Below are 19,583 nucleotides of genomic sequence, written 5' to 3'. Positions count from 1 at the left end.
CGTCTCGGGGTGGGCGGCTGATTCGGTTAAACGGGGTGGGCGGTGGCGGTCGGCAGCAGCGCCTGTTCCATCGCCGCCAGCAATGAGGCCGGTGGGTGGGCGCCGGAAACTGTGAGGCGGTTGTTGAAGACGAAGAACGGGACGCCGGAAATGCCGCTGTCGGTGGCGAGCCGGGCGCGGAAGCGGTCGCCGGCTTCCGGCGTGGCCAGGCGGGCCTCGATGGCGGCGGCCGGGAAGCCCGCTTCGGCAGCGATCGCGAGCAGAACCGGGAGGGCGCCGATGTTGCGTCCTTCCAGAAAGTAGGTGGCGAACAGGCGCTCGATGAGGTAGGCCACCTGTTCGGGGCCGCCGAATTCGCCGGCGCAGTCGATCAGCCGGTGCGCCAGCTGCGTGTTGGGCATCAACGCGATGCGCTCGAAGGCGAACTCGATGCCGGCTGTCCGGGCGGCGGCCTGGACCTGGGCGCGGCGTGCGGCGACGGCCGTCGGGCCGCCGAGGCGCCGTTCGTAGAATACCTGGTAGGGGATGCCGGCGGCAGGAATGTCGGGCAGCAGCTGGTGCGAGCGCCAGGCGACCGTGATTTCCACGTCCGGGTGCAAGGCGCGGAACTGCTCGATGGCGGTGCGCAGGTGGCGCTTGCCGATCAGGCACCAGGGGCAGATCAGGTCGAAATGGACGTCGATGGCGAGGGTGATGGACATGGCGTGGCGGTCAGGTAGTCGGGCAGGGGTGGGCGGGGCGGCGGCGTGCCTCGTAGAGCACGCATCCGGCGCCGATGGCGGTAAGGGTGCCGGTGCCGAGCGCCAGCAGGAACAGCGAGTCCCACAACAGCGGGGCGAGGACGCCGGCGCCGAAGGCCATCACGGCGAACTGCATGAAGGTCTGGCACGAGGCGGCGACCCCGGCGTGTTCGTGCACCGGCGCCAGCGCGCGGTCGATCAGGATCGGCAGGGCCAGCGCCATGCCGTAGGAAAAGACGATCAGGGGGAACAGCTGGAGCGGGCTGGGCGGCAGCAGGCCGCAAAGGACGAGATTGAGCGCGACGGCCAGCGCCAGGATCCGGTAGGCGCGCCCGAGAAGGGCGGCTCCCGCGAGGCGTTTTGCCAGGCGCGGGAAATGGATGAAGCCGGAAACCAGCCCGCCGGTGATCGGCACGAACACCATCCAGACATCGGTCGTTGCGCGTCCGAGATGGTGGATGACGATGGCGGGGGCCGAGAAGGCGTACATTGCCATCGCTACCCAGTTGGCGACGTGGGCCGTCGACAGCCGCAGAAAGCTGCCGTTGCGCGCCACGCCGGCGTAGGCGTGCCAGAGGGCGGCCGGGCGCAGCGGGCGACGCTGCGCGGCCGGGAGCGTTTCCGGCAGCCAGCGCCAGCATACGAACGCCAGCGCCAGCATGAGGCCGGCGATGACGCCGAAGACGGCGCGCCAGCCCCAGGCTGCGGCCAGCAGCACGCCGATCACCGGCGTCGCGACCAGCGACAGCGTCTGCACCATCATGATGTTGCTCAGCAGTTTCTGCGCCGTGGGGCCGATGTGCAGGTCGCGCACGACGGTGCGGCTGATCACCAGGCCGGCGCCCGAGGCCATGCCCTGCAGGGTCCGCAGCGCCCACAGGTGCTCGATCTGACGGACGGCGAGGCAGCCGAGCGCGGTGACGGCGACCACCAGCAGGGCGCCGAGGGTGACGGCACGGCGACCCCAGGCGTCGGCCAGCGCCCCATACCACAGGGACATGAAGGCGCAGGAGCCGAAGAAGAACGAAATGGTCTGCTGCGCCTGCCAGTTGCTGACTTGCAGGTCGTCGCGCAGCGAGGGCAGGGCCGGGATCACCATGTCGGAACAGATGGAGTTCAGGAGGCCGATCACCGCCAGCAGCGCGGTCAACGCCACTGGAGAGAGCGTTTTCACGGGTGGATTCCGGGCGGCGTTCAGCTCAGTTCGCGGATCAGGTCTTCGCCCTGCGCCCACGGGCCGAAACCGGCCGGCGGATTGATGTGGCCGACGGCGCCGACATCGAGCAAGCGGCTGCCCCAGGCGCGGGCGAAATCCTCGGCGCGGGCGAAACTGCACAACGGATCGTTGGTCGAGGCGGCGACGATGCTCGGGAAAGGCAGCGGCCGGCGCGGGATCGGGGTCCAGCCGGCAGCGGCGAGCTGGTCGACGCTCGGGTAGCCGGCGGGCATCGGCGATTCGACATCGGCCGGGGCGGCGAGCAGGGCGCCGATGATGTCGGCGCGGCGGTATTTCTGCGCCCACTGGACGACGATCATGCAGCCGGCGCTATGGGCAGCGAGGACGACAGGCCCGTCGATGTCGGCCAGCGCCACCTGCAGCGCCTCGACGCGGGCGTCACGCGACAGCTTGTCGTGTTCGAGCGGGGCGACGCAGCGGGCGCCGGGGATCTTTTTCTGGGCGTGGGTCTGCCAGTGGTCATCGACGTGGTCGCGCAGGCCGGGGACGAAAAGGACGGTCGGGGTGGGGGATCGGGACATGGGAACTCCGTTGAGGTCTATTGATTTTCCTGCGCCTGCTGGGCGCGGATGCGCGCCAGGTCGCTGGCGTAGTTACGACGGCCGAGGGCGAAGACGGCGGCGGCGGTGAGGCCGACCAGCGGCATCCACTGCAGGGCGCCGAGCAGCCCGATGCGATCGGCGAGGGCACCGGTCAGGAATGGCCCCGGCGCCATGCCGATCAGGTTGTTGGCTAGCGACCAGGTGGCGAAGGCCGTGGCATGGATGGCCGGATGGGTCAAATTGGCGACCATGGCGCCGACCGGTCCGGTGGTGCCGGCGACGAAGAACATGCCGACGGCGAGCAGGGCCAGCTGGGCCGGGCCGTTGGGCAGATGGAAGCCGACGAAAAGGGCGATCGACGAAATCAGCGAATAGGCCATGGCAACGGACCACTTGCGCGTCGCGAAGTCGCGGCTCAGGCGGTCGGTGATGATGCCGCAGCTGGTCATCCCGACGGCGCCCACGAGGACGAAGACGGCGGCGAACAGGCCGGCACGGTCCGCCGGCAGCTCGTAGTAGCGGTTAGCGAAGCTGGGCAGCCAGGCCATCATCGAACCCATCATGAACAGCTGCAGGCCGCTGCCGACATAGGCGCAGCAGACCGAGATCGAGGAAAACAGGCCGGCGAGCAGTCCGCGCAGCGAAGGGAAACGGGCGTTGCCGGCTTTTCCGCCCGGCCGGGCAGGGCCGTCCGGATTGAGCCGCTTCTCGGTCACGACCAGCGCGTAGAGGATGACCAGTGCCACGCCGAACAGCGCCATGGCACCGAAGGCCCAGCGCCAGCCGAACTGGGCGCCGATGACGCCGCCCAGCGCCATGCCGAGCACCGAGCCGAAGGCGCCGCCGGCCAGAAAAGCGCCGCTCAGCGTCGAGCGCATGTGCGGCGGGAAGACGGCGATGATGACGGCAATGCCGACGCTGCCGTAGGCGGCTTCGCCGACACCGACGAAGAAGCGCGCGGCAAACATCTGCCCATAGTTCTCGGCGACAGCGCAGGCGGCGGTGGCCAGGCTCCATAGCGCGGCCATCAGGACGATGCTGCGCACGCGGCCCCAGCGGTCGGCGAGCAGGGAAAGTGGAAAGGTGAGCAGCCCGACGAGCAGCGAGACGATGCTGTTCAGCGAGCCGAGCTGCGTGTCGCTGAGGCCCCATTCGGCCTTGAGCACCGGGAACACGGCGTTGAGGACCTGCCGTGACATGTAGTCGGAGAGCAGCAGGCCAAAGGTGAGGGCGAAGACGATCCAGGCGAAGGTGCGTGACACCTTCGGTGTATATCGGATGTCGATGCCGGCATCGGCGACATGGATGGCCACTGCGATCTCCTCGAATTCTTTGGTCAGGCACCGGCCGGCCGCGTCAGCGGCTGGCCTGGGCCATTTTAGTTATGTCTGGTTGCGGGACGGGCAGTGTTCGCTGCCCGTCCCGAGGGGATGCCGCTCAGGCGGCCTTGGCGTAGTGCGTGAAGCCAATCTGACCCGGCTTGCGGTTCGGCGCGAAGCCGTTGGCCGCCAGGGTCTCGTCGGCGTCCTTGTAGAAGGTGCCGATCTTGTAGATTTCGCGGGCTTCCTTGCCGTTGGCGACCGGACGGCCGAATTCCTTCGCGATGCGCACCAGTTGCTCGATCTGCTCGACCGTGGTCATCTTGCGCGAACGGTCCTGGGTCCAGATGTTGTCCTCGATGCCGCAACGGACGTGCAGGCCCATGGCGATCGCCATCATGTTGATCGGCAGGACGTTGAGCATCGAGGTTTCGAGCGTCAGCACCGAGCCGTCCGGACAGGCGCGGACGAAGTTGGCCAGGTTGTAGATGTTCGGGGCATCGAAACCGCCGCCGATGGCGACCCAGGTCAGGATCAGCGGCACGTTGCAGACATTGCGGCGCATCATGCGCTCGACGGTTTCCAACTGGGTGATGTTGGCCAACTGGAAGTGCGTCTGGATGCCCTTGGCGGAGAGGCGGCGGATATGCTCCTCGACCCACTCCGGACCGGCCGGGATGGTCATCTCGCGGTAGGCGCGGTACATCTCCGGTTCGCCCAGCGAGGTGCCGGCGACGTCGGCTTCGCACATCTGCTCGACGACGTTCATCTGGTTGCTGTTGATGGCGATGGTGACCTGGTCCGGCGTCGGAGTCAGCTCGGCCAGCATGTGGCGAGTGTCGTCGGACAGCCACTTGGCGGCCTCGCCGTCGCTTTCCGGCGCGAAGGAGATGGAGCCGCCGACCTGCAGGATCATGTCCGGCACGCGGGCACGGATGCCGGCCAGCAGTTCGTTGAACATGGACAGGCGCTTCGAGCCCTTGCCGTCGAGTTCGCGGCAATGCACGTGCAGCACGGTGGCGCCGGCGTTGTAGCAATCAACCGCCTTCTGGATCTGCTCTTCCATGGTGACCGGGATGTCCTCCGGGAAATCGGAAGGCATCCACTCCGGCCCGTAGGGGGCGCAGGTGATGACGAGCTTTTGCTGGTTTTCGGGGAAGAGGGAACCGTCGAGGAAATTCATGTGTTGCTCCTTGAGATGATCTTGATATGGATTTGGGTGGTTTTGCCGGGTCGACCGCAACAGCCGGCCCGGGTGTCTGTTTAGAAGGGCTTGTCGCCGATGATGGCGGCGCGTTCCATCTTGCGGTGGCACGGCGGGTAGTCCATGACCGCGTAGTGCTGCGTCGAGCGGTTGTCCCAGATCGCCATGCTGTATGGCTTCCAGCGCCAGCGCACCTGGTACTCGGGGTTGTAGGCCTGGCTGATCAGGTACTGCATCAGGTCGGAACCGCTCTTGTTGTAGTCCTGGCCGAAACGGACGCGCTTTGGGGTGTGGTAATTGACGAAGTGCGTCGTGAAGGCATTGACGAAGAGGACCTTCTCGCCGGTCTCGGGGTGGGTGCGCACGACCGGATGTTCGGCATCCGGATACTGGGCCTTCATCGCCAGGCGCTTGTCCTGCGGCATCGCGGCGGCGAAGGAGGAATTGAAGCTGTGGCTGGCGATCAGGCCGTCGATTTCCTGCTTGACCGATTCCGGCAGCTTCTCGTAGGCCAGCACCATGTTGGCCCACATCGTGTCGCCGCCGACCGGCGGGCACTCGATGCAGCGCAGCACGCAGCCGAGCGCCGGCGTCTCGCGCCAGGTGCCGTCGGTGTGCCAGGCGTTCTCGTAGCGGTCCATCGGGCTGTCCGGATTCTTGTAGATCTGGACGAGGCCGGGTGCCTCCGGATGGCTCGGGGCCATCGGGTGCGTTTCGAGTTCGCCGAGGCGCTGGGCGAAGGCCATGTGATCGACGCGCGACAGCCTGTCCAGCGTCTGGTCGCGCAGGAACAGTACCTTGTGCTTGAGCAGCGCGGCGTAGATCTCGTTGAACAGGCCGTCGTCGCGCACGGCATCGCCGAGATTGACGTCGATCAGTTCGGCGCCGACGGCGCAGGTCAGTTGTTCGATTCTCATTGTGTGTTGTCTCCTCGTCCTTAAATTACGAAAATTGATGACCCGGTCGTCTTGCGCGATTCGAGGTCACGATGGGCTTGCACGGCGTCTTCCAGCGCGTAGCGCTGGTTGATCTCGATCTTGATGCGCCCGGCTGCGACGTGGCCGAAGATCTCGCCGGCCAGCTCGGCCTTCTCGGCTGGGTCGGCGATGTAGTCGGCGAGCGCCGGGCGGGTCAGGTAGAGCGAACCCTTCATCGCCAGCAGTTGCGGGTTGAAGGCGTCAATCGGGCCCGAGGCGGTGCCGACGCAGACCAGCAGGCCGCGCCGCTTGAGTGAATCGAGCGAGGCCATGAAGGTGCTCTTGCCGACGCTGTCGAAGACGACATTGACGCCGACGCCGTCGGTCAATTCGCGGGCGCGCTTCGCCACATCCTCGTGGCTGTAGTTGATGATCTCGTCGCAGCCGTGGGCGCGGGCAACGGCTGCCTTCTCCTCGGTGGACACGGTGCCGATGACGCGCAGGCCGAGCAGCTTGGCCCATTGCGAGACGATCAGGCCGACGCCGCCGGCGGCGGCGTGCAGCAGGATGGTGTCGCCGGCCTTGAAGTCGTGGATGCGGCGCATCAGGTAGGCCGAGGTCAGGCCGCGCATGGTCATGGCGGCAGCGGTTTCGCAGCTGATGCCTTCCGGCAGGCGGATCAGCGGCGCGGCGGCGATGATGCGGGAGGTGCTGTAGGCGCCCAGGGTGTTGAGGAAGCCGGTGTAGGTCACCTTGTCGCCGACGGCGACGTTGCTCACGCCCGGGCCGACGGCTTCGACCACGCCGGCCGCCTCGACGCCCATGCCGGCGGGCAGGGGGATCGGGTAGGTGCCGTTGCGGAAGTAGGTGTCGGCGAAGTTGAGGCCGACCGCGACGTGGCGCAGGCGGACTTCGCCCGGTCCCGGCTCGCCGACGCTGACCTCTTCGAGCTTGAGGACTTCCGGGCCGCCGGTCTGATGGAAGCGTATTGCTTTTTCCAAGGTGTTCTCCTGTTTATGGTCTATGTATATTTGTGCGGTACAGCGCGTCAGTTCGCGGATGACGGGGCCAGATTGACGATGCGCGAGAACAGCCGCTTGAATTCGGCGTCGGTGTCGCCGCCGAAACGCGGGTCCATGTTCTTCTGGAAGGCCTCGTTGATTTCCGTCCAGTCCTCCACCGTCAGGTAGCGTTGTGCCAGCGGCAGGATCACGCCTTCCTCGCGGCCCATGTGTTCCCAGATCGCCTGCGAGTAGTGCGAGACCGCCTGTTCGACTTCGGCGACGGTCGCCGCGCCGCTGGCGTAGCGGTCGACCAGCGCTGCCAGTTCGATGACCTGCTGTTCGTCGCGAACGTGCTGGCGCTCGAGTTCGTCGAGTTCCGGGTTGGCCTCGGCGGTGCGCTCGCGCAGCTTGCGGAACAGGTAGTCGTCTTCCTTCGGGTGGTGCAGGGCGACCGGGAAGGCCTGGATGTAATGGACCATCGCCTGCATCAGCGCCGCATCGGGCTGGACGCCCTTGCCCTGCGCATCCTTGAACAGGTGCTGCCAGGCATGCAGGACGGCGGCCAGCGAACGGTGCTCGTCGCGGATGATGCCGATGGCCTGGGCCGGAACCGGCGGTTCGGCCATCGCCGAGACGAGGACCGGGATTTCGGAATGGGTGAGGACCTTCAGCGTCTGCGAGCCGAGCATCATGCCGAGCGTGCTGCGCCGGCCGTGCGACGCCATGAAGATGAGGTCGCAGCCGGCGGCGCGCGCTGCGGCTACGATCGCGGTGTAAGGCGAATCGCTGACCGTGCTCGCCGACGAACAGGGCACGCCGCGGGCGCGCGCCGCCGATTCGGCCTTGGTCAGCAGTTCGCGGGCGCGGCCGGCGAAGTTGTAGGCGTAATCTTCCGGCGCCGTCATGCGGACGATCTCGGCGTCGCCGGTGATCGACGCCGAGTGATCGGCGCTGGCGTGGAAGAAGGTGATCCGGGCGCCGAGCGCCAGGGCGAACTCGACGGCGCGGCCGATGGTCACGGTGGACAGATCGGAGTTTTCGATGGGGACCAGCAGATGTCGATACATGGCGATTCCTGTAATGAGTGGCGCGATACCGGGTTCAGTTGCCGATGGTGACGAGGACCCTGTCACCGGAAATCTCGACCGGGAAGGACGCGACGCCCAGACACTGCGAACTACCGAGCTTCCCGGTCGTCACGTCGAAACGCCAGCCGTGCGCCCGGCACGTCACCGTGTGGCCGCACAGCTGGCCGCCGCTCAGCGCGGCGCCCTGGTGCAGGCAGCTGTTCTCGATGGCGTAGACGCGACTGTCGACGTTGAACAGGGCGATATCCCGGCCTTCGGCACGCACCGCGCGTGACTTGCCCGGCGGGATCTCTTCCACTGCGCAGACATCGACAAGTTTCATGACTGGTGCTTCCCGGACGAATTGGTATGGAGCGCATGGTAGGAGGTCCGAAGGCCTTTTTCCCCCCTCGAAAAAGGGGGGGATAGGTTGTCGGAAAATCGCGGCCTGTGTTTAAATTTGCCAACCAATTCGGGGTGGTGCGGGGCCGTCGTCGCAGGGGCTTCCGGCCGCAGCCACCGCTGGAATCCTCCAACAACTGGCGCGAGCCAGGCATGAACAGCGGGCATACCGATGACCACCGCACTCCGCCAGGCCGGCGCCATGACGTCCGGACTCGTTCTCCGCACCACGCCGCCAAGGGCGCCGCGGCACCAGTTGTTGCGGCCGCGCCTCGGCCTCGACGCCGAGCAGTTCCGCGATCGACCGGTCCTGGTGGTGCAGGCGCCGGCGGGGTTCGGCAAGACTTCGCTGCTCGGCCAGTGGCGGCGCGAGCATCTGGCGCGCGGGGCGGCGGTGGCCTGGATTTCCGCCGACGATCACGAGGACCCGCAGCATTTCCTGCACGCCCTGACCCTCGCAGTGCGTGTCGGTTGCGGTCGACCGGCCTTTGGACGCTATTTTCTTGAAGGCGGGGGCGCCCCGGGGGGCGAGCTGGAGGGCATTACCGCGTGGCTGGCCGAGGTGGCGCAGACCTCGCTCGACATGGTGCTCATCGTCGACGAGGCGGAACGTCTTCCATCCCGCAACTTCGCGACGCTGGTCTACCTGCTGCACAACCTGCCACCCAATCTGCGCGCGATCATCGCCGGGCGCGGCGACATGTACGACGCCCTGGCCGATCTGACTGCCTACGGTGATTGCGTTTCGGTGGGGCCGGAGATCCTGCGCTTCAGTCTCGACGAAACGATCGCCTTCATGCGCAACCGTTTCGGCCCCAATGTGGATGCCGACGCCTGCGCGCGGCTGCACGAGATCACCGAGGGCTGGCCGCTCGGCCTGCAGCTGGCGCTGGCCGCGGTCGAGGGGTGGGGCGATCCGGGGGTCGCCATCAACATCATGCTGGCGCGCAACGAAGGGCGCAGCGAGCAGCTGGTCGGCGGCCTGCTCGACCATCTTGCCCCCGGGGACGTCGACTTTCTCGTCCGCGTCTCGGTGGTCGACATGCTGCATCCCGACCTGTGCTGCGCCCTGCTCGGGCGCGCCGATGCGCCGGAGCAACTTGCCCGCCTGGCGGGCGACACGCCGATCTTCATGGTCGGCGATGATGGCGAATGGTTCCGCCTGCACGCCCTGGCGCGCGATGCCCTGCGCCAGCGGCTCGCCGGTTTGCCGGAAGCGGAGCTGGCCGACCTGCACCTGCGAGCCATGGAATGGCTGTCCGGACGCGGCATGCTCCAGGAGGCGGCGCGCCATGCGCATGCTGCCGGGCAGCGCCAGCAGGCTTACGACATGGCCGAGCGCTGCATGTACGACGCGGTGACCCAGGGTTACCACGGCACCGTGCTCGAATGGCTCGACGATCTGCCCGAGGCCGATCTCGACAGCCGCCCGCAATTGCGCCTGGCCGCGGCCTGGGCGCTGGCCCTCAGCGAGCGGCAGGAGGAAGCAGGGCGGCTGGTCGCCCGCATTCTTGAAAATCCGGATGTCGACAGCCACCTGCGCTACGAGTGCGCCCTGATCCTCAGCGGCGCCGCCTACTTCGCCGACGAGCCGGACCGCTGCGCCACCCTCTTCGAGCCGTGGGCCGACGCGCCACCGTCGCGCGAGTCGCGCCTGCTCCAGATGCACGCCAATCGCCAGGCGATCCTCTCCATCCTCAAGGGCGACCCGGCGCAGGCGCGGCGCTGCCTGCAGCATGTTCCGCGCGGAAATCTCGGCAAGAGCCACGTCTATGCGGGCCGCTGGGGGGAGTTCGTCACCGGACTCAGCTACATCTGGGAAGGCCAGGTGCTGCTCGGCGAGGAAACGCTGCGGCCGGCGCTGACGCGTGCCGAGTCCGAACTCGGCCGCCGCCACCCGCAGGCCTGCATGCTGGCGGCGCTGCTCGCCGTCGCCGTCTACGAGCGCGACCGGCTGGACGAGGCGGCCGCGCTGCTGGCCAACCGGCTGGACGTCCTCGAACGATTCGGTGCCCCCGAGACGGCGCTGTTCGCCTACCGCACGGTGGCGCGCATCGCCGCCGCCCAGGGCATCGAGCATCGCGCCATCGACCTGCTCGAAGCGCTCGGCGCCGTCGGTGTCGAACGTCATCTGCCGCGGCTGATCGTCGCCAGCCTGGCCGACCAGGTGCGCATCCATGCCGGCAAGTTCCGCAGCGAAACCTGCCGGGTGCTGGCCGATCGCATCGACGAGATCATCGCGCAGAGCGGCCATCCGGAAGGTTCGCTGTGGCATCGCTCGGTGGCGCTGCTGCAGATCATCTCCCATGCCAACGTGGCGATCGCCGCCCAGGACTGGCAGGCGGCCCTCAACCGCCTGGCGCCGGCAGTGGCGCTGGCCGACACGATGAAGCTCGGGCGCCTGCGTATCGAGGTCATGGCCCTGCGCGCCTTTGCCCTCGAACGCCAGGGCGAGAACGGGCGTCCGTTGATGCTGGAGGCGATGAACCTGGCGCAGACCTTCGGGCTGGCGCGGACCTTCGTCGATGCCCACCCGATCATCGCCGACCTGATGCGTCGCCTGGTCGACGAGGAGGGGGGCGGCAGCGGGGCGCCGGGTGCCGTCCAGGTGCCGCGCGCCGTGCGGCCGCGTCCGGCGCGCGAGGCCGGCGCGCCGCGGGCGGTGCCGAGCATGGTCCTGACCCCCAAGGAGCGCGAGGTGCTCGAGTTCCTCGCCCGCAACCTTTCCAACAAGGAAATCGCCCAGGCGATGTCGGTTGGCGAGGAGACGATCAAATGGCACCTGAAAAACCTGTTCGGCAAACTCGACGCCGGCACGCGCAAGCACGCTGTGCGCCGCGCGCAACTGCTCGGCCTCCTCGAAGGCAGCGACTGAGTGCGCCCGACGCCGGCGCCTGATCCGCGCGCGCTGAACGTCCCGGTGCCGGCCCGCGCGGGTCGGCGGTAGCGCCCGTCAGCCGGCGACAGGCCGGCAGCCGACGCCGGTTCAGCACATTTTCGTTTCCGCACCGATCGCTGCGGTCGACCGCTTTTTCAGGGCAAAAATGCCCTGATCTGCCGCATGGCGGCCGGAGAGCGCGCGGCCCGGATCGGCTGAAAGGCGGGTTCGGCGGCTGGCGCGCCTCCTCGTCTGACGGTTTCCCGGCCGGTCTCCAGCGCCCCCCAAGGCCCCCATTTGCGCGACCGCGCATCCCCCCCGTGCAACTCCCCATCCCCCGCTTTTTGGGGGGGGTGCTGGTGAACAGCCTCCGGATAATCCATTCCCGAAGCAGTCGGAAGACGCATCTCTTTCAGTAATTCATCAAATAAGGAAGGAAGACAAAGTAATGACCACCATGGAGAGACAAGGCCAAGGCTGGAAGCAGATCCGCCCGATCGCATTCGCGCTGGCGACCATGTTCGGCGCCGGCGGCAACGCCCTGGCATTCAACATCGACGTCGGCAACGACGATATCGAAATGCGCCTGGACACCACCGTCCGCTACAACGCCGCTGTGCGCGTCAAGAACCGCAGCAACCTGATCGGCAACAACATCGCTTCGGACGAAGGCACCTACCTGTTCGACAAGGGCGATCTCGTCACCAACCGTCTCGACCTCTTCTCGGAGTTCGACTTCGCCTGGAAGAAGATGCTCGGCTTCCGCGTCAGCGGCGCGGCCTGGGGCGATGGTGCCTACGGCACGGCCAGCGGCGCCAATCCCAAGTTCGCCCGGGCCGGCATTTCCAGCTACCCGAACCAGGTGTTCAGCCCCTACGTCGAACAGTATTATCGCGGCCCGTCCGGCGAGATCCTCGACGCCTTCGTCTTCGCCAACTTCGATGTGGGCGACGTGCCCACCAAGGTGCGCGCCGGCCGCCACACCGTGTTCTGGGGCGAGTCCCTGTTCCTCGGCGGCGCCCTGCACGGCATTTCCTATTCGCAGATGCCGCTCGACCTGCAGAAGGGCTTCGCGACGCCGGGTGTCGAGGCCAAGGAACTGTTCCGTCCCCTGAACCAGGTGTCCGGCCAGGTGCAGGTGACCGACAACCTCTCGCTGGCGGCCCAGTATTTCCTGGAATGGGAACCGTACCGCTTCCCGGAAGGCGGCACCTACCTCGGTCCAGTCGACTTCGCCTTCAACGGCCCCGAGCGCATCCTGCTGGCGCCCGGCGTCGGCTATACCCGCGGCAATGCGTTCGAGCCGGCCCAGCGCAACGGCGAATTCGGCCTCAACGCCCGCTGGTCGCCGGACGCGCTCGACGGCACCGTCGGTGTCTACTACCGCCGCTTTGCCGACAAGCTGCCGCAGGGCCTGGTCACCAGCCAGCGGCTGGTGCGCCTGCCCAACGGGCAGTTCGTGCCGGTCGCCAGCGCCAGCCAGTACAACCTGATCTACGCGGACGGCGTCGACCTCTACGGCATCAGCCTGGCCAAGAACATCGGCGGCATCAGCTTCGGCGGCGAACTCTCGTATCGCCACAACACCCCGCTGCTGGCCAAGATCCTCGGCGTGCCGGGCACCAACCCGTTCAACGTGCCGGCGCCGAGCGAAGGCGAGACGACCGGTCCGCGCGGCAACACGATGCACGGTTTGGTCAACGCGGTCGGCATCCTGCCCGACACGCCGGTCTTCGATGCCGCCACCTGGGCGCTCGAACTGGTGTGGAGCCAGTGGCTCGACGTCACCAGCGGCGCCGAAACCTTCCAGGCGGTCGGCTACAAGGGCTGTACCTTCAACAAGCCGACGGCCCAGGCCGGCGACAAGTGGGACGGCTGCGCGACGAAGAACTACGTCGGCATGGGCGCCAGCTTCACGCCGACCTGGTACCAGGTCATGCCCGGGGTCGACATGTCGGCGCCGATGACCTTTTCGATTGGTCTGAGCGGCAACGCGGCGACGACCTTTGGCGGCAACCAGGGCAACGGCAACTTCAGCGTCGGCCTCGGCTTCGACATCTTCCAGAAGCACCGCGTCGATCTCAAGTACATCGGCTACTTCGGCCGCATCAACGACTACGGTGCCAGCGGTGCGCTGGGCGCCGAGAACATCACGCAAAACGGCTTCACCTCGCTGCTGAAGGATCGTGACTTCATCAGCCTGACCCTTAAAACCACGTTCTGAGGAGACAACTCATGCGATTTCAAAAAACCCTTCTGATTGCTGCGCTGACGTCCGTTTCGGGCGCCGCCCTGGCCGGCGTCAGCGCCGAAGAAGCCAAGCAGCTCGGCACCACCCTGACCGCCACCGGCGCCGAGAAGGCCGGTAACAAGGACGGCTCGATTCCGGCCTACGCCGGCGGCCTGACCAAGGCCCCGGCCGAATTCAAGGCCGGCGACGGCCTGCGTCCCGACCCGTTCGCCGCCGACAAGCCGTTGTTCGCAGTCGACGCCAAGAACATGGACAAATACGCTGACAAGCTGACCGAAGGCACCAAGGCGCTGATGAAGAAGAATCCGGATTACCGGATCGACGTCTACCCGACCCAGCGCAGCGTCGCCTATCCCAAGTGGGTTGCCGACAATACGGCCAAGTGCGCGACGTCGGCCAAGACCACGAACGGCGGCCGCTCGATGGAAGGCTGTCATGCCGGCATCCCGTTCCCGATCCCCAAGACCGGCTACGAAGTGATGTGGAACCACCTCGTCCGTTTCCAGGGCGTCGCCTACAACGTCAAGTACCGCAACTGGAACATCGACGCATCGGGCCGTCCGTCCGTGTCGACCGAAGGTTCGATCGTCCAGGAATATCCGTACTGGGATAGCGGCAAGGCCGATTCGGGCGTTTCCTACAAGCAGCGCATCACCTATACCGGTCCGGCCCGCCGTGCCGGCGAGGCGATGATGATCATCGATCCGCTCGACTACGCAACCAGCGACCGCCGTGCCTGGCAGTACCTGCCCGGTCAGCGTCGCGTCAAGATCGCCCCGGATTTCGCCTTCGACACCCCGAACCCGGGCACCGGCGGCACCTCGACCTTCGACGACGTCTTCCTGTTCCTCGGCTCGATGGACCGCTTCGACTTCAATCTGGTCGGCAAGAAGGAAATGTACGTCCCGTACAACACCTACCGCATGGCCTTCGCCTCCAACAAGGATGACCTCCTGAAGCCGAAGTTCATCAATCCGGATCAAGTCCGCTGGGAACTGCACCGCGTCTGGGTCGTCGAGGCCAAGCTGCGCGAGGGCAAGCGCCACATCTACAGCAAGCGCACCTTCTACATCGATGAGGATTCCTGGACCATCCTGGCCTCCGACCAGTACGACGCGCGCGGCCAGTTGTTCCGTGCCGGCTTCGCCTACCAGACCCCGAGTTACGAGGCGTCGGCGCCGTGGGCCGACATGCATGGCCTGTACGACCTGATCGCCGGTTCCTACTCGCTGTCCGGCTACACCGCTGAAACCGGCGGCGTCCGCCAGGGCAAGCCGGCGTCGGAACGCGACTGGTCACCCGACGCGCTGGCCGGCGCCGGCATCCGGTAATTCCTCCCCACCAGGCCGGTTGCGGTCGACCCCGCAACCGGCCCCTTTTTCGACAAGGCAAGCCATGACTTTCCGGAAGATCGTTCCTCCGCTCCTTGCGTTCGTTCTGACGCTGCCCCTGGTAGCCTCCGCCGCCGCGAGCTACCGCGACGTCCTCGACACCCCGGCGCGCGACAGCGCCTTCGCGGCGAAGTCGCTGCTCAACGGCGTCGCCAATGCCGGGCAGCGCATCGTCGCCGTCGGCCAGCGCGGCCACATTGTTCTTTCCGACGACGGTGGCAAGACCTGGACGCAGGCGAAGGTGCCGGTCAGCTCCGATCTCGTGGCGGTATATTTCCCGACGACGGCCAAGGGCTGGGCGGTCGGCCACGACGGCGTCGTGTTGCACAGCGCCGACAGCGGCGCCACCTGGACACGCCAGCTCGACGGGCGCAGCGCCGGCGAATTGATGGCCAACTTCTACGCGGCCGAGGCCGCGAAGGGTTCCCTTGGCCCGGCCGACCGCGCCGCGGCACTGGTCGACGAAACGAAGCGCATCGGCGCCCAGGGGGCCGAGAACGCCTTTCTCGACGTCTGGTTCGCCGATGAGAACAACGGCTTCATCGTTGGCGCATTCAACCAGATCTTTCGCACCGCCGATGGAGGCAAGACCTGGGAACCGTGGTTCCACCGCACCGAGAACCCGTCCCGCCTGCACCTCTACGCCATCCGCCAGGTTGGCGGCGCGCTCTACATCGCCGGCGAGCAGGGCACCGTGCTGAAGCTCGATGCCGGCGGCAACCGTTTCGTCGCGCTCGACACCGGCTACAAGGGCAGTTTCTTCGGCCTTGCCGGCGGTGATGGCGCGGTCCTGGTGCATGGCCTGCGCGGCCACGCCTTCCGCAGCAGCGATGGCGGCAAGACCTGGAAAAAGGTCGAGACCGGCCTGCAGGACGGCATCACCGGCGCCACCAGCTGCGGCGACAAGCGCCTCGTCCTCGTCAGCCAGGCCGGACGTGTGCTGGTCAGCGACGATGCCGGCGCCAGCTTCCGCCCGGTCAAGGTCGAGCAGGCCAGCCCGGCCTCGGCGGTCGCCTGCCTCGGTCGCGAAGGCACAGTGATGGTCGGCGCCCGCGGCGTGCGCACCCAGGCCATCCAGTAAGCAAGCAGAACACCCATACCAAAAAGCAGAGACAGGAGAACCCAGCGATGGCCGTAGCCACAGACCTCATGGATCGCATGCCGATCGTGCGAACCCTGACCGACTTCAACCCCAACTCGGGGACTGCCCTCGAACGGGCGATTTTCAACAACCGCCTGGCCGTCGTCATCGTCTGCGTACTGGTCACCCTGGTGCTCCTGTTCGGGGCGGCCACCCGGCTGACGCTGAATGCCAGCTTCGAGAAGATGATTCCGCAGGGCCAGCCCTACATCAAGAATTACCTCGACAACCGCGCCGAGTTGCGCGGTCTCGGCAACGTGCTGCGCATCGTCGTCGAGAACACCGACGGCGACATCTTCGATCCGAAGTACCAGGAGACGCTGCGCAAGATCAACGACGAATTGTTCCTCACCCCGGGGGTCGACCGCGCCTGGCTGAAATCGCTGTGGACCCCGTCGGTACGCTGGACCGAGATCACCGAGGAGGGCTTCCAGGGCGGCCCGGTGATGCCCGATTCGTACGACGGCTCGCCCAAGGCCACCGAGCAGCTGCGCCTCAACATCGCCCGCTCCGGCATCGTCGGCCGCTTTGTCGGCAACGACTTCAAGTCGAGCATGCTCGTCGTCCCGCTGCTCGACAAGGATCCGACGACCGGCGAGGCGATCGACTACCGTGCGCTGTCCGCCGCCCTCGAGGAGAACATCCGCGACCGCTTCGAACGTGCCGCCAAGGACGGTGCGCCGGGCGTGCGCATCCACATGATCGGCTTCGCCAAGCTGGTCGGCGACCTGATCGACGGTCTGGCCAAGGTGATGACTTTCTTCGCCATCGCCGCCGCCATCGCCATCGCCATCATCTATCTCTACACCCGCTGCCTGCGCAGCACGGCGCTGGTCGTCGCCTGCTCGGTGGTCGCCGTCGTCTGGCAGCTCGGCCTGGTCGCGCTGTTCGGCTTCGAGCTCGACCCGTTCTCGATCCTCGTTCCCTTCCTGATCTTCGCCATCGGCGTTTCGCACGGGGCGCAGAAGATGAACGGCATCATGCAGGACATCGGCCGCGGCACGCACCGCCTGGTCGCCGCCCGCTATACCTTCCGCCGCCTGTTCCTCGCCGGCATGACGGCGCTGCTTGCCGATGCCGTCGGTTTCGCCGTGCTGATGGTGATCGACATTCCGGTCATCAAGGATCTGGCGCTGACCGCCAGCCTCGGCGTCGCAGTGCTGATCTTCACCAACCTGATCCTGCTGCCGGTCCTCCTTTCCTATACTGGCGTCAGCACGGCGGCGGCCGAGCGCAGCCTGCGCGCCGAATCGGATGACGGCCGCGGCGGCTTCGCCGCACTGTGGCGCGGACTCGAGCGTTTCACCGAACGGCGCTGGGCGCTGGGCGCCATCATCGTGGCCTTGGTTCTGGCGGTCGCCGGCTTCATCGTCAGCCTGCAGCTCAAGATCGGCGATCTCGAACAGGGGGCGCCGGAACTGCGCGCCGACTCGCGCTACAACCGCGACAATGCCTATATTTCCGGCAGCTACTCGCTGTCGAGCGACCAGTTCGCGGTCATCGTCAAGACGGCGGCCGAAGGTTGCCTCAACTACCAGACCCTGGTCGAGGCCGACCGCCTGGCTTGGGGCCTGCAGCAGTTACCTGGCGTCCAGACGACGGTCTTCCTCGGCAACGCGGTGCGCCAGATCACCGCCGGCTCCAACGAGGGTAGCCCGAAGTGGCTGACGCTGGCGCGCAACCAGGACATCCTGAACTACGGCGCGCAGCAGGCGTCGGTCAACAATCCCGACCTGTTCAACAACGACTGTTCGGTGATGCCGGTGATCGCCTACCTGAGCGACCACCGGGCGGAAACCCTGAGCCGCGTGGTCGCCGAGTCGGCCCGCTTCGCCGAGGAGCACTCGACGCCGGAGCGCCAGTTCCTGCTCGCCGCCGGCAACGCCGGGATCGAGGCGGCGACCAACATCGTCGTCAAGAAGGCTTGGACCGAGATGCTGGTCTATGTCTATCTCGCGGTCATCGCTCTCTGCTTCATCACCTTCCGCAACTGGCGCGCGGTCGTCGTCGCCATCGTGCCGCTGATCCTGACGTCCATCCTCTGCGAAGCGCTGATGGTGATGCTCGGCATCGGTGTCAAGGTGGCGACCCTGCCGGTCATCGCGCTGGGGGTCGGCATCGGCGTCGATTACGCCCTCTATCTGTTGAGCATCCAGTTGGCGCAGCAGCGCGCTGGGGCATCGCTGGCCGTCGCCTACAAGCGCTCGATCCAGTTCGTCGGCAAGGTCGTCGCCCTGGTTGGCGTGACCCTGGCGGCCGGCGTCGTCACCTGGGCCTGGTCGCCGATCAAGTTCCAGGCCGACATGGGCATCCTGCTCACCTTCATGTTCCTGTGGAACATGATCGGCGCGCTGATCCTGATCCCGGCGCTTTCCCACTTCCTGCTGAAGACGCCGGCGCAGGCCCGCGGCTTCGGCCGCTGAGGGGCTGGCATGAGACTCGCCCATGCCCTGCAGCTGCCCGCCTGGCCGGTGATCTGGCCGGGCGTGCTGACCGCGATCACCATTGCGCTGGCCGCGACCTTCATCGCCGAACACCAGGGCGGGCCACAGCTGCTCTATGCCCTGTTCTTCGGGATGGCGTTCAACTTTGCCGCCAACGGCGAGAAGGTCAAGGCCGGCATCGAATTCGCGTCGCGCCAGATCCTGCGCTTCGGCGTCGCGCTGCTCGGCGCCCGCATCACCGCCGAGCAGATCTCGGGGCTGGGTGCCGTGCCGATCATGATGGTGATTGGCGGCGTCGTGCTGACCATCCTCTTCGGTGCGCTGGTCGGCCGCCTGCTTGGCCGGCCGAAGACCGAGGGCCTGCTCACCGGTGGCGCCGTCGCCATCTGCGGCGCCTCGGCGGCGCTGGCGATCTCCGCGGTGATGCCGAAGAACGAGGAAAACCAGCGTTTCACGCTGTTCACCGTGGTCGGCGTGACGACCCTGTCGACGGTGGCGATGATCGCCTACCCGGCTATCGCTCGCGCCCTGGATCTCGATCCCGGCGCGGCGTCGGTCTTTCTCGGCGGAACCATCCACGACGTCGCCCAGGTCGTCGCCGCCGGCTACATGATCTCGCCGGAAGTCGGCGATGGCGCCACCTTTGTCAAGCTGCTGCGCGTCGCCATGCTGCTGCCGGTCGTGCTCGTCTTCTCGCTGGTCTTCCGCACGCGCGGCGAGGGCGGTGCCCGCCCGCCGCTGCTGCCCGGCTTCCTGATCGGCTTCGCCGTTCTGGTCGTGATCAACAGCCTCGGCATCATTCCCAAGCCGGTGACCGATGCCGCGTCCCACCTGTCGCGCTGGTGCCTCGTCGTGGCGATTGCCGCGCTCGGGGTCAAGACCTCGCTGCAGCAACTGGCCAGCCTCGGCTGGCGCCCGGTACTGATGCTGGCGGTCGACACGGTGTTTCTGGCTGGTCTGATCCTTGGCGGCCTGCTGATATTGCGCTGAACGCACCGGGCTGCCAGGGGGGCATCCGGCCAGCACCCGTTCGCAGGTCGCTCACT

At 66.9% G+C, this 19,583-nt stretch carries 15 protein-coding genes; 6 read left to right on the top strand and 9 right to left on the bottom strand.

Annotated elements, in window-relative coordinates:
- Positions 1 to 26: 26 nt before the first annotated feature.
- From GH660_RS13710 to GH660_RS13670, 9 genes are all read right to left on the bottom strand, one after another.
- The gene (locus GH660_RS13710; RefSeq protein WP_153147241.1) at positions 27 to 701 is read right to left on the bottom strand and encodes a DsbA family oxidoreductase; all 675 of its coding nucleotides are present in this window, start codon (positions 699 to 701) and stop codon (positions 27 to 29) included.
- 10 nt (positions 702 to 711) lie between these two features.
- Positions 712 to 1,914: an MFS transporter gene (locus GH660_RS13705; protein WP_153147240.1), complete on the bottom strand. Its 1,203-nt coding sequence runs from the start codon at positions 1,912 to 1,914 to the stop codon at positions 712 to 714.
- A gap of 20 nt (positions 1,915 to 1,934) precedes the next feature.
- Positions 1,935 to 2,498, bottom strand: coding sequence for an alpha/beta hydrolase (locus GH660_RS13700; protein WP_153147239.1), 564 nt, complete (start codon positions 2,496 to 2,498; stop codon positions 1,935 to 1,937).
- A 17-nt stretch (positions 2,499 to 2,515) separates the two neighbouring features.
- Positions 2,516 to 3,832 carry an MFS transporter gene (locus tag GH660_RS13695; protein ID WP_153147238.1) on the bottom strand — a complete coding sequence of 439 codons (1,317 nt, stop codon included), beginning with the start codon at positions 3,830 to 3,832 and terminating at the stop codon, positions 2,516 to 2,518.
- 124 nt (positions 3,833 to 3,956) lie between these two features.
- Complete coding sequence (locus GH660_RS13690) at positions 3,957 to 5,021, bottom strand: 3-keto-5-aminohexanoate cleavage protein (RefSeq protein WP_153147237.1); 1,065 nt, start codon at positions 5,019 to 5,021, stop codon at positions 3,957 to 3,959.
- A gap of 80 nt (positions 5,022 to 5,101) precedes the next feature.
- Complete coding sequence (locus tag GH660_RS13685) at positions 5,102 to 5,959, bottom strand: TauD/TfdA family dioxygenase (RefSeq protein ID WP_153147236.1); 858 nt, start codon at positions 5,957 to 5,959, stop codon at positions 5,102 to 5,104.
- A 20-nt stretch (positions 5,960 to 5,979) separates the two neighbouring features.
- Positions 5,980 to 6,960 carry a quinone oxidoreductase gene (locus GH660_RS13680; protein ID WP_153147235.1) on the bottom strand — a complete coding sequence of 327 codons (981 nt, stop codon included), beginning with the start codon at positions 6,958 to 6,960 and terminating at the stop codon, positions 5,980 to 5,982.
- A gap of 47 nt (positions 6,961 to 7,007) precedes the next feature.
- Positions 7,008 to 8,030, bottom strand: coding sequence for a universal stress protein (locus GH660_RS13675; RefSeq protein WP_153147234.1), 1,023 nt, complete (start codon positions 8,028 to 8,030; stop codon positions 7,008 to 7,010).
- A gap of 34 nt (positions 8,031 to 8,064) precedes the next feature.
- Positions 8,065 to 8,373, bottom strand: a complete 309-nt coding sequence (locus tag GH660_RS13670) for a Rieske 2Fe-2S domain-containing protein (RefSeq protein ID WP_153147233.1) — start codon at positions 8,371 to 8,373, stop codon at positions 8,065 to 8,067.
- A gap of 231 nt (positions 8,374 to 8,604) precedes the next feature.
- On the opposite strand from GH660_RS13670, the gene GH660_RS13665 reads away from it, so the two are divergent.
- The 6 genes from GH660_RS13665 to GH660_RS13640 all read left to right on the top strand — a co-directional run bounded on the left by GH660_RS13665 (position 8,605) and on the right by GH660_RS13640 (position 19,527).
- Complete coding sequence (locus tag GH660_RS13665) at positions 8,605 to 11,307, top strand: LuxR C-terminal-related transcriptional regulator (protein WP_153147232.1); 2,703 nt, start codon at positions 8,605 to 8,607, stop codon at positions 11,305 to 11,307.
- 451 nt (positions 11,308 to 11,758) lie between these two features.
- Entirely contained in the window at positions 11,759 to 13,534 is a 1,776-nt protein-coding gene (locus tag GH660_RS13660) for a DUF1302 domain-containing protein (protein WP_228276499.1), read from the top strand.
- Positions 13,535 to 13,545: 11 nt separating this feature from the next.
- A complete protein-coding gene (locus tag GH660_RS13655) occupies positions 13,546 to 14,892 on the top strand; it encodes a DUF1329 domain-containing protein (protein WP_153147231.1) in 1,347 nt (448 codons plus the stop codon).
- Positions 14,893 to 14,956: 64 nt separating this feature from the next.
- Positions 14,957 to 16,033, top strand: a complete 1,077-nt coding sequence (locus tag GH660_RS13650; protein ID WP_153147230.1) for a YCF48-related protein — start codon at positions 14,957 to 14,959, stop codon at positions 16,031 to 16,033.
- A 47-nt stretch (positions 16,034 to 16,080) separates the two neighbouring features.
- On the top strand, positions 16,081 to 18,516 hold the full coding sequence (locus GH660_RS13645) for an RND family transporter (RefSeq protein WP_153147229.1): 2,436 nt from the start codon (positions 16,081 to 16,083) through the stop codon (positions 18,514 to 18,516).
- Between the two features lie 9 nt (positions 18,517 to 18,525).
- Positions 18,526 to 19,527 (top strand): YeiH family protein, encoded by a 1,002-nt coding sequence (locus GH660_RS13640; protein ID WP_153147228.1) that lies wholly within the window; start codon positions 18,526 to 18,528, stop codon positions 19,525 to 19,527.
- The last annotated feature ends 56 nt before the right edge of the window (positions 19,528 to 19,583 follow it).

The sequence above is a fragment of the Dechloromonas sp. H13 genome, assembly GCF_009469615.1.
Taxonomy (GTDB): Bacteria; Pseudomonadota; Gammaproteobacteria; order Burkholderiales; family Rhodocyclaceae; genus Azonexus.
Note: the sequence above shows the minus strand (reverse complement) of the source record. Positions and strands in the feature narration are given on the sequence as shown.

What these genes read in the sequence shown, in the direction of transcription:
- GH660_RS13710 (WP_153147241.1), bottom strand. Translation starts at nt 701, where the DNA reads ATGTCCATCACCCTCGCCATCGACGTCCATTTCGACCTGATCTGCCCC.
- GH660_RS13700 (WP_153147239.1), bottom strand. Translation starts at nt 2,498, where the DNA reads ATGTCCCGATCCCCCACCCCGACCGTCCTTTTCGTCCCCGGCCTGCGC.
- GH660_RS13690 (WP_153147237.1), bottom strand. Translation starts at nt 5,021, where the DNA reads ATGAATTTCCTCGACGGTTCCCTCTTCCCCGAAAACCAGCAAAAGCTC.
- GH660_RS13685 (WP_153147236.1), bottom strand. Translation starts at nt 5,959, where the DNA reads ATGAGAATCGAACAACTGACCTGCGCCGTCGGCGCCGAACTGATCGAC.
- GH660_RS13675 (WP_153147234.1), bottom strand. Translation starts at nt 8,030, where the DNA reads ATGTATCGACATCTGCTGGTCCCCATCGAAAACTCCGATCTGTCCACC.
- GH660_RS13670 (WP_153147233.1), bottom strand. Translation starts at nt 8,373, where the DNA reads ATGAAACTTGTCGATGTCTGCGCAGTGGAAGAGATCCCGCCGGGCAAG.
- GH660_RS13665 (WP_153147232.1), top strand. Translation starts at nt 8,605, where the DNA reads ATGACCACCGCACTCCGCCAGGCCGGCGCCATGACGTCCGGACTCGTT.
- GH660_RS13660 (WP_228276499.1), top strand. Translation starts at nt 11,759, where the DNA reads ATGACCACCATGGAGAGACAAGGCCAAGGCTGGAAGCAGATCCGCCCG.
- GH660_RS13655 (WP_153147231.1), top strand. Translation starts at nt 13,546, where the DNA reads ATGCGATTTCAAAAAACCCTTCTGATTGCTGCGCTGACGTCCGTTTCG.
- GH660_RS13650 (WP_153147230.1), top strand. Translation starts at nt 14,957, where the DNA reads ATGACTTTCCGGAAGATCGTTCCTCCGCTCCTTGCGTTCGTTCTGACG.
- GH660_RS13645 (WP_153147229.1), top strand. Translation starts at nt 16,081, where the DNA reads ATGGCCGTAGCCACAGACCTCATGGATCGCATGCCGATCGTGCGAACC.
- GH660_RS13640 (WP_153147228.1), top strand. Translation starts at nt 18,526, where the DNA reads ATGAGACTCGCCCATGCCCTGCAGCTGCCCGCCTGGCCGGTGATCTGG.